This is a genomic window from Xylocopilactobacillus apicola, assembly GCF_033095985.1.
Classification (GTDB): Bacteria; Bacillota; Bacilli; order Lactobacillales; family Lactobacillaceae; genus Xylocopilactobacillus; species Xylocopilactobacillus apicola.
In genome coordinates, this window is sequence record NZ_AP026802.1 from 1,182,658 (window position 1) to 1,195,907 (window position 13,250).

General features: G+C 36.1%; 14 protein-coding genes. 1 reads left to right on the plus strand and 13 read right to left on the minus strand.

Going from position 1 to position 13,250, the window contains the following annotated elements; genetic code table 11:
* Positions 1 to 4: 4 nt before the first annotated feature.
* The 12 genes from R8495_RS05905 to R8495_RS05960 all read right to left on the minus strand — a co-directional run bounded on the left by R8495_RS05905 (position 5) and on the right by R8495_RS05960 (position 11,141).
* A complete protein-coding gene (locus tag R8495_RS05905) occupies positions 5 to 964 on the minus strand; it encodes an ABC transporter permease (RefSeq protein ID WP_317634562.1) in 960 nt (319 codons plus the stop codon).
* The gene (locus R8495_RS05910) at positions 964 to 2,040 is read right to left on the minus strand and encodes an ABC transporter permease (protein ID WP_317634563.1); all 1,077 of its coding nucleotides are present in this window, start codon (positions 2,038 to 2,040) and stop codon (positions 964 to 966) included. Before R8495_RS05910 ends, R8495_RS05905 begins: the two co-directional genes overlap by 1 nt.
* Positions 2,030 to 3,592, minus strand: coding sequence for an ABC transporter ATP-binding protein (locus R8495_RS05915; protein WP_317636597.1), 1,563 nt, complete (start codon positions 3,590 to 3,592; stop codon positions 2,030 to 2,032). The genes R8495_RS05910 and R8495_RS05915 overlap by 11 nt, the downstream gene beginning before the upstream one ends.
* 63 nt (positions 3,593 to 3,655) lie before the next feature.
* Complete coding sequence (locus R8495_RS05920; protein ID WP_317634564.1) at positions 3,656 to 4,705, minus strand: BMP family lipoprotein; 1,050 nt, start codon at positions 4,703 to 4,705, stop codon at positions 3,656 to 3,658.
* Between the two features lie 158 nt (positions 4,706 to 4,863).
* Positions 4,864 to 5,085, minus strand: coding sequence for a hypothetical protein (locus R8495_RS05925; protein ID WP_317634565.1), 222 nt, complete (start codon positions 5,083 to 5,085; stop codon positions 4,864 to 4,866).
* Positions 5,086 to 5,183: 98 nt separating this feature from the next.
* Positions 5,184 to 6,020 carry an arginase family protein gene (locus R8495_RS05930; protein WP_317634566.1) on the minus strand — a complete coding sequence of 279 codons (837 nt, stop codon included), beginning with the start codon at positions 6,018 to 6,020 and terminating at the stop codon, positions 5,184 to 5,186.
* Positions 5,995 to 6,216 carry a hypothetical protein gene (locus tag R8495_RS05935; protein WP_317634567.1) on the minus strand — a complete coding sequence of 74 codons (222 nt, stop codon included), beginning with the start codon at positions 6,214 to 6,216 and terminating at the stop codon, positions 5,995 to 5,997. Before R8495_RS05935 ends, R8495_RS05930 begins: the two co-directional genes overlap by 26 nt.
* 369 nt (positions 6,217 to 6,585) lie before the next feature.
* A complete protein-coding gene (locus R8495_RS05940) occupies positions 6,586 to 7,416 on the minus strand; it encodes a MurR/RpiR family transcriptional regulator (protein ID WP_317634568.1) in 831 nt (276 codons plus the stop codon).
* Positions 7,417 to 7,432: 16 nt separating this feature from the next.
* Entirely contained in the window at positions 7,433 to 8,623 is a 1,191-nt protein-coding gene (locus tag R8495_RS05945; RefSeq protein WP_317634569.1) for an MFS transporter, read from the minus strand.
* A gap of 23 nt (positions 8,624 to 8,646) precedes the next feature.
* Positions 8,647 to 9,501 (minus strand): patatin-like phospholipase family protein, encoded by an 855-nt coding sequence (locus tag R8495_RS05950; RefSeq protein ID WP_317634570.1) that lies wholly within the window; start codon positions 9,499 to 9,501, stop codon positions 8,647 to 8,649.
* 134 nt (positions 9,502 to 9,635) lie between these two features.
* Entirely contained in the window at positions 9,636 to 10,760 is a 1,125-nt protein-coding gene (locus R8495_RS05955; RefSeq protein WP_317634571.1) for a M56 family metallopeptidase, read from the minus strand.
* A 6-nt stretch (positions 10,761 to 10,766) separates the two neighbouring features.
* Positions 10,767 to 11,141 (minus strand): BlaI/MecI/CopY family transcriptional regulator, encoded by a 375-nt coding sequence (locus tag R8495_RS05960; protein ID WP_317634572.1) that lies wholly within the window; start codon positions 11,139 to 11,141, stop codon positions 10,767 to 10,769.
* Between the two features lie 505 nt (positions 11,142 to 11,646).
* Between R8495_RS05960 and R8495_RS05965 the strand changes: the two genes are divergently transcribed.
* Positions 11,647 to 12,438, plus strand: coding sequence for an SH3 domain-containing protein (locus tag R8495_RS05965; RefSeq protein WP_317634573.1), 792 nt, complete (start codon positions 11,647 to 11,649; stop codon positions 12,436 to 12,438).
* Between the two features lie 66 nt (positions 12,439 to 12,504).
* Here R8495_RS05965 and R8495_RS05970 read toward each other — a convergent pair whose 3' ends face one another.
* The gene (locus R8495_RS05970; protein WP_317634574.1) at positions 12,505 to 13,179 is read right to left on the minus strand and encodes a hypothetical protein; all 675 of its coding nucleotides are present in this window, start codon (positions 13,177 to 13,179) and stop codon (positions 12,505 to 12,507) included.
* Positions 13,180 to 13,250 lie beyond the last annotated feature (71 nt).

Here is a 13,250-nt window from a genome sequence, read left to right on the forward strand (position 1 = left end):
TTTCTTAATGAGATTTAACAAAAGTTATTCCATCAGCAGCTGGAGCTCTTGATTTACCGACGAAAGCAACCAAGACGATAATTGTGATCAAGTATGGTGCTAAAGTAAACCAAAAATTAGGAATTTTGGAAATAACCGGAATATATTTACCGATGATGGCAAGAGATTGCGCAAATCCGAAGAAAATTGCCGCTCCCATAGCTCCAATTGGATTCCACTTACCAAAAATCATTGCTGCTAAAGACATAAATCCTTGACCTGCAATTGTTGAGCCGGAGAAATTAGAGGTAATACTCTCAGCCATAATTGCACCGCCAACTCCACCAAGAAATCCAGAGATTAAGACTCCATAATAACGATAGCGATAAACTGAGATTCCAACTGAATCCGCAGCTTCTGGATGTTCCCCGACTGAGCGAAGCCGCAGACCAAAACGGGTGTATTTTAAAATCCACCAGGACAAAACTGCAACTAATATTCCGAGATAGGCTGCAATTGAAGTATTCGTAAAGAAAATTTGTCCAATAATAGGAATTTTTGCCAAAAATGGTATTGATGCTGTTGCGAGTTGCGGATCAATGAAATTAGTTTGACCTTTGCCATCAAAAATTAATTTAGTTAAATAAATTGCAAGAGCTGGGGCCATTAAATTCAAAACTGTGCCGGAAATTATATGATCAGTTTGCCAATTAATCGTAGCAACTGCATGAATTAAGGAGAATATTAGCCCAACTAATCCACCAACTAATAAACCGAGCCAAGGAGTAAGCTGCCCGAAGTCTTTGGCCATAAAAAGATTAAATACGATGCTTGAGAAAGCTCCCATCACCATAATCCCTTCTAAACCAACGTTAACAATTCCTGAGCGCTCAGAGAAAGTTCCCCCGATTGCAGTAAAAATTAATGGTGCAGAATAAACCAGCGTTGCTGAAACAACTGTTACTATAATGGTCATTGGATTCATTATGCATCACCTACCTTGTTTTTACGAGTTAGCTTCATTTTTGCACCCCAATATCGAATGATGTAGTTAGCGCCTACAAAGAAAATAACTGAAGCGATTACAATATTAACAATTTCTGAAGGAGTTGTAGAATTAATAGAAATATTCAAACCTCCGATTTTTAGTATTCCAAATAGCAAGGCAGAAAAGATGATGCCGATCGGGTTACCTGTCGCCAAAAGTGAAACTGACATTCCGTCAAAACCAATATCAGGAAGAACGGTATTAACAAATATATTTTGGAAATTTCCAAGTCCTTCCATCGCTCCACCAAGTCCAGCTAATGCTCCTGAAATCAACATTGCAGAAATAATAGTCTTTTTTGAAGACATCCCTGCATAACGTGATGCATCTTCATTCATTCCGACTGCTCTAATCTCAAAACCAAGAGTTGTTTTTTTCATCAAAAACCAAACTAGTAGCACCATTAATATAGATATTATTATTCCCCAGTGAAAAGTCGAATTTTGAGTTAATTGTTCTAAAAAAGGTGTCCTAAGTCGTGCTTGTGCTGGTATTAGCGGGGTCGAATCTGCGTCACTTTTAACCATTGAGCCTTTAACAATCGCGTTAGTACCGTAAAGAGATATATAATTTAACATAATAGTGGTAATAACTTCACTTGCACCAAAATATGCTCTTAAAAATCCTGCGATGCCTGACCAAAAAGCTCCAGCCAACGCTCCAATAATGATGGACCCTGGCAGTAAAATAATCCCGGGCAAATGAGAAAATGTAAGTGCAAACCAAACTGAAGCTAACCAACCAGCTAAAGCCTGTCCCGCCAGACCAACATTAAAGAAGCCAGCTGAATTTGCGACTGAAAATCCTAAAGCAGTTAACATTAGGGGCGTTGCAGCCCTTAAAACTTCCCCAATCGCATTCGGGCTTCCAAGAGCTCCGACAAATAAGTTGATATAATTTTGAATGGGATTAAAATGCGAGAGCATCATAATAACAGCTCCGACTAACAATCCTAAGAAAACTGAAACCAGCGGAATCATAATTCCTCCGATTCGTATCTTTTTAATTCGCATGAATCAACTCCTCCTTATCAGCCACTTGCTCACCGGCCATTAACAACCCGATTTCACTTTCAGTCAAATCTTCAGTTTTCGCTTGACCAACAATCGTTCCATCATGAATAACCGCAATTCGATCAGATAGTTGCTGCAATTCGTCTAACTCATAGGAAATCAACAAAATTGCATGTCCTTCAGCTCGGGCCGCAAGGATTTGAGAATGAATAAACTCAATTGCTCCTACATCAAGTCCGCGCGTAGGATTAAAAGCTATTAAAAGGTCGGGATCTCGACTCAATTCGCGGGCAATAATTAATTTTTGCTGATTACCACCTGATAAATCTCTGGCTGTCTCATAAATACTGCTGTGACGAACATCATATTTATTAAGAAGATTTTTTGTCAATTTAATCATTTCATTTTTGTTAATAAAAGTTCCCTTGGAATAAGGTGACTGATCGTAGACCATTAGATTAGAATTTTCAACTAAGTTCATTGGTAAAATCAAGCCAAAACGCTGACGATCTTCAGGAATATGCCCGACTCCAGCACGGATGACTTTACGCGGTTCGGCATGAGTTAAATTCTTACCGTTAATTTCAACCGTCCCCCCCGCACTGGGTATAAGTCCGGTAATCGCCTTAATTAATTCGGTTTGACCGTTGCCATCAATTCCCGCGAGTCCGACAATTTCTCCCTTTCGAATAGATAGATTGAAATCGTGAATTTTAGTTACTTTCTGATCATTAACAACCTTAAAATTATTGATCTTTAGTACCTCAGCACCCAATGAAACGTCTTTACGCTCTCTATGAAAGCTCACTTCATGACCAACCATTAATTCGGCTAATTTCTCAGGAGAAGTTGAAGACATTTCGACTGTTTCAATAACTTTCCCCCGGCGAATTATTGTCGTACGATCTGCCACCGCTTTTAACTCTTTTAATTTATGAGAAATTAAAATGATTGCTTTTCCTTCACTAGCTAAACGTTTTAAAATTTCTAAAAGTTCGTCTATCTCTTGGGGTGTTAAGACGGCGGTTGGTTCATCGAAAATCAAAATATCTGCATTTCGATACAACACTTTAATAATTTCAACTCTTTGCTGCATACCAACAGAAATATCTTCAATTTTTGCTTCAGGTGTTAATTGCAAACCATAACGTTGAGAAAGTTCAACAATTTTTTGTCTAGCAGCTTTGCGGTCAAGGATTCCCATTTTATTAGTTTTCTCAACGCCCAACATTATATTTTCCAGAACCGTAAAATTTTGAACCAACATAAAATGTTGGTGAACCATCCCAATTCCTAAAGCTGTTGCATCTTTTGCTGAACGGAGATGAACTTCCTGACCATCAACAAAAATTTCGCCGCTAGTCGGCTGTAAAATGCCCGAAAGCATATTCATTAATGTTGTTTTGCCAGCCCCGTTTTCTCCTAAAAGGCCGTGAACCTCACCACGGTTTACTTGCATTGAAATATGATCATTAGCTGTAAAAGTTCCAAATTGCTTCGTGAGATCTTTCATTTCAATTGCCACATTAGAATTCACTTCATTTTGCTCCATCATATTTCTTCTCCAGTGTACAAATATAAGGACAGAAGTTCGGTTCCTGCCCTTATTTGTTGGCTATTTTAGTTGCGAAGATTTTTCTACAACTTTGATTTTACCATCAATAACTTGCTGTTTATAATCTTGAACGGATTTCCAAGCGCCTTCAGATAAATTACCTTTTGTTAGATCAACACCCTTGTCTTTTAAGCCATAAACACTGGTCTTGCCACCTGGAAATTTATTATCTTGAACAGAGGTTGCCATTTTTTCAACAACGTTTCCCACGCCCTTAAGAGTAGAGGCAAGAGTTAAATTTCCACCAGAGTATTTTCCTTCTTCAGTTTGATCACGATCAACACCAAGAACCCAAACTTTTTTCTTACCAATTTCATTCTTAGCAGCCGTAAATACACCTGCCCCTGTTCCACCGGCAGCCTGATAAATTATATCTTCATTATTATTAAACATCGCTTTGGCAATTGCTTGACCCACATCTGGTTTATTAAAAGATTCTGCGTATTTAACGTCAACTTTAATCGATTTGTCGACTGCCGCAACTCCTTGGCGATAACCCGCTTCAAATCGATCAATTACTTGGCCATGTTGTCCCCCAATAAAACCAACTTTTTTGGTCTTAGTTGTCTTCGCAGCAGCAACTCCTGCCAAAAATGCAGCTTCATTATCTTTAAAAGTTACAGACGCAACATTCTTTCCTGAAATCACATCATCAATGATTACAAAATTTGTTTTTGGATTCGCTTTAGCTGCATTACTCATTGAATTCACTAATTTATAGCCAGTCCCAATGATTGTCTTATATTTAGCTTGAACTAATTTATTAATGTTTGGTGTAAATTCAGCATCAGAATTTGATTGAGCATAATCATAACCACCAACACCCTTTTTTAATCCATTTTTCTTACCCCATTTTTGAAGGCCTTCCCAACCGCTTTGATTAAAAGACTTATCGTCAACACCACCAACATCAGTAACTAAAGCTGCTGAAATATTAGCTTTGCCGGAAGTATTTTTTGAACTGTTGTTGCTTTTACTTCCACAAGCAACCAGCGCCAGACTAACAACTGCAATAGATGCAAACACACCCAATTTACGACCAATTTTCAAAAGTTTTTCCTCCTTCAGGAAGGTTCTTAGAACCTATAACTAAACAAAAATTCTAATTGTACTACGCTTGAGAAACACTCCTTAATAAAGACTAATCACTTTTCACCCCTCTTACCTTCCCAAATTTTATATTTTGGGTAAAAAAAATTGGTAATAAGTCATTCCCCACTGAAAACAGTTTGAGTAATTAACATTATCCCAATTTTTGTTTGACATTCAAAAATAAAATTTGTTCGAAAGTATCTACCTAGAAAAGGAAGAAAATCAAAGTTTCGACTAACCGGAACTCTAATTTTATCAACACTAAGGCCCTTGGCATTACCTAGACTCAGTTCTTTGATGGTTGAACTTGTCACTACCAAGCAACGACCGATTGTCAAGATCTTCCCTCCTTAGGTTTTTGTTCTATATCTCTATAATACCAATTTTTGGGCGTTTGAAAATATTTTTTTCGAAAAAAATAGAAAAAAATCTCAGATTATGAAAAAATCTCTAAATTTCTTAGTCCTGAACGTAATCTTAAAGCATCCCACGGCATATGTTCAGCGAGTGTCAAACCAACGATCTCACAAGATTTCTGGATCTCTTCTAAAAATTCAAGCACTTGATTAAGCATTAATGTACCTACAGCAGCGTCAAAATCTTTGAGATCTAAACCTGGTTTGGCAGGAAGAATCGAATAAAAGTCATCTGGCGCCAATACGTCTAGATCCCAGTGAATTGCTAATCGCTTGATTCCCTGATGTTTAATCCAATTACTCGCTGTTGTTAAATTTTCTGGTGTCGAAATAGTTAAATTTAACTGGTGAACTAATTTATCTTTAGGTCGCAAATCTTGAACTTGTAAACCTGCTAATAAAACTTGACTAGGCTTAAATGGGTGTACAACCGATTGATTAAAATCTTTTGCTCCTCGATGCATTAGATTAGCCAGAACCATTTCATGTACATGATGGGAGTTACTTTCATTCGATACATCAGGATGTGCATCAAGCCAAATAATTCCTAAATCAAGTGGATACTTACCATGTAAGTAATCAAAAGGAGCCTCGGAAACAGCGCAGTCACCACCTAGCGTAATCACTTTGGCTAAATTTTTCTCGACCAAAAGATCATAAGTGGCTTTCATTTGTCTCAATAGCGTCTCTTGCCCGTCAATAGAAGTTAAACTTTCAGCTCCTTCTTCCATTGGGGCAAAAATCGTTTCGGCGGAACTCGGTGGAACTATTTGAGCTAACAAGGATGCTCCAAAAGAATAATCTGGATTCATCCCGCCTTGCCATTGCTGATTAATTAAACAAACAGTTTGATTCATTTACACGTCCTCCTACAAATAGATTTATTCCTCTAGAAATGTCATGATTTCTAAACCAGCCAACCAATTGACCAAGTCCAAGATAAAAACCATCAAAAGGATCAATGCCCCAACCAGTTTTGCGACAAATCGCTGTTCTTAAAGCTAAAATTGCTACACCAATTACGATCAGGATCGACTTTTTAAATTTCTTCATTATTTAAAAATTACCTGACCATTAATAGATATTAAATCACGATAACAGTAAAGTTTTTACGGTAACGGGAAAGCATACCGCTTCCGTCTTTGTTACGATCCACATAAATTAATCCAAACCTTTTCTTCATCTCAGCAATTCCATTACTTACAATATAAATTGGCGGCCATAAAGTGTATCCCAAGCTTGATGATAATTAATCCGATAATGATCAATAACAGTTTTTGCCCATCGAAATCAACACTACTTGATTAGGTTTAGAATACCACTAATAAGGCATGAAAAAATTTAACAAGCAAAAAAGGACCAGAAGTTTCAAAAAAACAGCAAATTTGCTGCTCAAAATGAAACGTTTAGTCCTATTAAATTCTATCGACGTTCAATTAAATCAGCAGAAGATTTAACCACTGACGAATAATTAATCACCGTCAAACCAGAGAAAAGAAGATCTAGAACGTAATTTATGGCGGCCATTTCACTCACCACTTCCAAGCTATTAAGATTGCTGGTGCTTGGGACTTTAAAATATACGTCAACTAACTGTGATAAGGAATCGTCACTATTCCCTCCAATCCCAATCAGATAAAAGTCTTGACCCTTCAAATAATTAGCAAATTCTATGATAGCTGAGTTGCCTCCTGTAAAAGAAAGCAAGATAGCAGCTCGGTTTCGTTGATTTTTAGTAACAGCAATAAAATGTTCGTTAATATTAGTCTGTTCCGAACTGTTGTAGCCGAGGGTACGAAATTTAAAAGCGGCAGCGACACCACAACTTTCCGCAATTCCGTTTCCGTAAATATCAATTAGACTCATTGTCGCCAACTTTTGTAATGTACTTTCAAGAATTGTTGGTTCAATTTGTAAGCGAGTTATTGTCAAGGCTTCATTATAGATCGACATTATACTCGTTGATAAATTCTTAATCTCTGTATCTTGATTTACTGGTCTTTTTTTGGATACTTCTAGAACTCGCTGTTGTTCAACAGTTTCGATGATAAACCTTTTCTTGAAATCCGTAAAACCGGAAAAACCAATTTTTTTGCAAAATCTCAAAACCGTTGACTTGCTTGTATAAGTTAATTTCCCAAGTTTTAAAGCTGTCAAATCATTAATTTGATCAGGGTTATCAAGCAAAAAGCGCGCCAACTCAGATTCAGCATTTGAAAAATCACTAATTTTTTCTAAATCATCTAAAAGCAATTTTCACCTCTTGAAATTACCTTTTTCGATTGACTTTCGCTAAGACCACAACCAAAATCAGCGTTATCAAAAAGAAAATTGCTCCTGCAATTCCTGTTGCTGGCAATTTCCAATTACTAACAACAACTCCACCCATCGCTGATCCTACAGCAATTCCAAGGCTCGCGAAAATGGAATTTAAAGATGAGGCAAACACAACTGCTTCGGGATATTCTTTTTCTGCAACCTCAAGTAAATAAATTTGAATTGGCGAATTAATTAAAGAAGCAAGTAAAGACATCGCCAAAAGAGCTATTAAACCAGTAACTTTGTTGTTTAACGTCCAAGGGAACGAACACATAATAATAATTTCCAGCGCAAAGAACCACGGCAAGATATGCATCCAGTCCCGCTGAGCCAAAGGTCCGCCCAGTTGATTGCTAGCTAATGATGCTAGACCGTCACAAAGGAAAATTATAGTCACCCAAGCGGAAGCAAAATGCAGCCAGTTAGAGAGGATCGGGCGAAAATAAGTATAAACAACGTAGAACCCCGCCCAGTTGAATAAAGGAATTAAACTTGCTAACAAAATCCTCTGATCCTTCAAAAGGCTCATCTCACCACGTAAAAATCCTTTCTTGACTGTTTTGTGCATTTTCTCATTGGGATCGGAGTAATCATGTGGTAAAAATAGAATCAGTAATAATAGAGTAATTGCTGTTGTGATCGCAATTACCCAAAAAGACGTCCGCCAATCACTAATAGAAGTAATCCATGTTCCTAAAGGGACGCCCAAAACCGAGGCAATACTAAAGCCAGAAAAAACCCATGCAATGAGCTTGCCTTTCTTTGCCATCGGTGTAATGATGTTTGTAATTGTTAAATCAACTGAAATCAACGTCCCACAAACTACGGCAGTTATGATCCTTGCAAGCAGCAAAACAAAATAGGAAGTTGAGATGGCAGCTAAAATATTCCCAAAAATCAAAATAATCATGAGACTAACTAAATAGCGATAAAGATTATTACGGCGAATTAGCGTCGTGATAACCGGGGTTCCTAAAGCGTAAAACGCCGAAAAAACTGTTACCAGCAGTCCAGCGACAGATATTGAAACCTTTAATTCTGTTCCAATATCGACTAAAATCCCAACAATAATAAATTCACTCCAACCCAAAACAAAGGAAAGCAAAACTAATAAAACACTTTGAATTTTAAACGATTTCAAATTTTATCCCCCCAAACTCAATTTTACCGATTCAAGTATTCAAGTAAATTATCTAAAATCTTTAAGCCGTCGGCACGACCTTGATGATATAAAGCCGTTAATTTCTTCTTGTCTCGCTCCAGTCGATCGATCGTAATTGGTTCGTCTGGTGCAACAACAAAAGCACGACCATTTTGCTCTAGTTCATCTAACCAATCCAGCTGGTGATTGTAAATCAACGAATGATTGACCATTGTTTGAATGAACTCGGGATACTGAGAATAAAGCTGATTAGAAGCTTTTTCTTGCAACAACGTGATATCTTTAGCACGGTAAGCTCGATCACGAGTCCTAACAACCACAATTTTATCAAACCCACGATTTGCCGCATAAGAGAACGGAACAGGATCAGCCGTTCCACCGTCCATACAAGGTCCTTTAACCGTTGGCGCCGGTTGAGCAACAAAAGGCATTGAAGCTGATGCTTTCAAGTCATCATATAAGTCCTGCCCCAGCGGCTTTTCAAAGTAAACAGCCTGTCCCGTCTCGATCGAAGTTGCAACGACGGCAAAATCCATAGGAGACGCTTCATATGCATCTTCGTCAAAATTAATCCAGCCATCACCATGATCAGCAAATAAAAAGTCAAGATTAATAATCCCGTCGTAACGAAATACGTTTAAAGGCGAGATATATTCCCTGGCATCGCGATAGTTAACGTTTACTTGATTAGTTCGACCGAACTGGCGTGAAATAAAGTTAGCCCCACATAGCGCACCTGCCGAGACACCAACTACTAATTTAAATGCGATATTTTCTGCTAAAAAAGTATCCAGAACACCTGCTGTATACTGACCACGAAGTGCTCCTCCTTCTAATACTAACGCTGCTTGATACATTTGCACCTCTAATTAAAAAAAGTTATTCCCCCATTATATATGAAATTTAACGAAACAAAAAAGCAACTTAACTGACATTAATCAAAAGTTAAATTGCATTTTTCCCCTGCGATAACTATTTAATATCTAACCTTTTATCTTTCTCTAACAGATAACTGTTTTAAATTTTCGTCAGTTGTGCGCGGAAAATTAACTAATGGACATATGTTTTTATCGTCTATAATCAAATAATATTTATTATCTTTTTTTAATACATACGTCTCAGGATCTTTTGGATTAATTTCGAAAGTACCTTCCGCACACTTAGGATTAGGATACGAAGGTTCAATAATAAACAAATTCATAAATATCACAATAGACAACAACAACAAATTCATGAAATTAGAAGAATTTCTATTTTTGTAGCTTTTAATCAAAAAACTAACTCTTTGATCAAAGGAAGACTTCTCTACCGAAGCAAAATAAGTGTAATGAAATTTATAATTTATAGCTCTTTCTTTTTTAAGAAGACTTGTAATCTTTGTTAAACAGTCGATGTAAGATTCACATTCTTCAAGATTTTTATTCTTAACAACTCCAAAATCGGCATTTAAGTCGTGAAGTTTATAAATTCTTTTTTGAAACCAATAAATTGGCAAAAACCACCAATAAATACAAACTAAGAGACCAACTATAAATTGTCGCAACCCGTCTCTCCTTCGGATATGAGCCAATTCATGTTCAATAACAAATTTATATTCTTCTTCCGTTAAATTTAAATCAGTTAAGAAAATTTTTTGCTTAAAAAAGCCATAATTAAAAGGCGAATCGTTTGTGGGTAAATAATAAAGTTTAACGTTTGCGGGAATCATTCCTTTAACTTTGGGCGATAAGTATTTTTCTGGTAGAGGATTTAACCGACGTAACCTGCGGAAAATATCCAAATTATTAAACAAAAAAATACTTAGAAATATCACGCTTCCAATAAGCCAAATGATCTCTAAATAAAATCCCACATTAAATTTTCCTGGACTATTTTTGGGATAAGATCTGCCAATCGAATAAAAGAAAGCATATACATTTTCTGATTCAATAGTTTTTGTAAACTTGAATTCAAAGGGAAAACATAACTTTGCTACCATAAGAAAACTCAAAACATCGAGAAAGAAAAGTGTATATTTTCGGTAAAATCTATTCTTGTTCATGAAAAGTCTAAATATCCAATCAAAAATGCCGAAAACGATTAACGACATAATGATTGATGAAATAGTAAGTTGCAAATTAATTTACTCCTTATATTCTCTAAGTTCCTTCTTCTTTTTTTCAGCAATTCCAATAATATCATCGATTGTTAAGCAGTCATCTATTTCGGAAATCAAATTAACAACCATTTTCTTTCGATTAATTTTAGAAACTAAACTCGTGTAATAATCTTCTTCCAAAATCAATGCTTTGTACTGCTTAGCAAGAGTTGGTCCAGAATGAGTAACGCCAGTTGTACAAACAAATCCCTTGTCCTCAAGTTTCTTAAGAACAACTTGAACCGTATTTTGACTTAAATCAGAATTAATTCGAACAATTTCACGAGCCGTTAGTTCCAAATTCTCCTGAGACCATAACGTATGCATCACGTCTTCTTCACGTCGTGTTAATTTATTCACAAAATCACCCCCTTATAAATTAGCTTGATTACTTCCTATTTATCTAACTAACGTTTTTTTAGCTAATTAAATGGAGAAGGATTTTTAACAAAGGAAATTTCCCTTCCTTATTTAAAATACTAATTATATCTAGCTCTAATGTATAAAAAAATTGGTACGTAACTTGTCGTATCAGATATTCATTTTAATCGATCGTTAAATATATTTCAATTGCATTTCGTTTGTTAATTAAGCTGTTTTATTAGGCTTTCTAAATTCTTCGATGCGTGCGACACCTAGATTTTTTGGAATTGAAAAAAATACAGTGTTTAATTGATCTTTATGTATTCTAAATTTTAGAAAATGGACTGATAAATCATAAATTGTTTTTTTCACTTTTGGGATAAATACACATTTAATTTTATTTTTCGGGAGCACATTTCCTGATTAATTATATATTTTCTATTTACAATATTTTAATACATGATAAAATGAAAGCGAATAATATTTATTGGAGGAAATTATTATGAAATTCAAATTCACAAAAATTATCGGGGCAGCAGTGGTTCTTCTATCCCCGCTTGCTGCTACTGGTACAGTTTTAGCAGATACAAACTCTGCGGCTACTTATGGAGGAGAAGCAATGACTCCTTTGAGTGGAAGTTTATTAATTAGGCATAACAACACAGGTGTTTTTGACAACCCGTATGATGCAATGCCTCCCAAAACGACATTACCTAAGGGAAGTAACTGGAAAGTATTCGGGTATTTAAACGGTTGTTATAACGTTGGAAAAAACCAATGGGTTAGACAAGATGACGTAATCTATCCTTCTGAGTCAACGGCTTCCAATACTATAGGATATGTTAATTATGTCCCATTTTATGGAGTAAGAGTAACGACTTATCCAAGTTTAATGGAAAACACTGTTATATTGAGGCACGGAACCGCCCTTAATATCACTCAAAAAAGTGTAATCGATGGCAAAACCTGGTATCAATTCAATAAAACAAATTATTTGAACTATGGTTGGTGGACAGGTTCTACTAACGGCTCTGAAATGTGGATTCCAAGTGATTACGTCTCTTTTAATCCAATCTATACTCCATTAAAAGAAAATTATCTGCAAGTCCAATACATTAAAGGATATAGTATTCGGGTCTTTCAATCACCTGATGGCAGCAAGCCAACCAATCAATATTTGAAAGACGGTACTTATTGGAAAGTATTTGGATATCAAAATGATTATTATCAAGTAGGAAATAATCAATGGGTTCAAGCTCCGTATGTCGCTTTATATGACAACAATCATAATTAAAAAACATCAATTATTGAAGATAACAAAATAGGTCCCCAATTGGAGACCTATTTTTATTTACGATGATTAAAAGGCATATCCTCCACCGTATGTATAATACGAAGGAATATATTTGTCCGCACCAACTTTGTAATGTAGCGAACCATTGATCCTCTTCACTTCACTATAGTAAAATCGCCACATACTATCAGTAAAAAATGTTTCTTTACTGTTTAAAGATCGATCTCCGTTGTGATCAACAGCATTAACGCCATATCCAGGAACATAGTTTATCTGAATACCATTAACTTGATCAGTATAGGCTTGATAAACAAACCAACCACTGTACTCCGATCCAATATAGTAAGCTGGCTTTCCATTTATCAAATAAACTCTGGTTGCCCGTACTCTTGTACCATTTTTCAACTTTTGATTTGACCCTGGTATAATATCACCATTTCGGTTGACTGCGTTCACCCCGTAGCCTGGTGTAGTATAAATAGTGATAATATTTCGATCAACTGTTCTGGCTAATGAATTAAAAGTGGACATATTTTCTGCAATCGGTGCAGGTGCTACTGCACTTTCTTGTGGAAGTCCTTCTGGGGTTTCCATAGGCATTACTGGTTCTGTTAAGCCATCTTGCGGCATAACATTGCCAACTGCTTCCGGTGTTTCTGCAATTGATGCAGGTTCAACAACACCCATGTTATCGTTATTCATCAAATTATCCATTTGATTTTTTTCTTGTTCCGTATCCATCTTATAGCTCCTTTTCTAAAATAATGTTGAAAATGACAAAATGTATTTTCTATCAATTAGGTGTTTTTCAT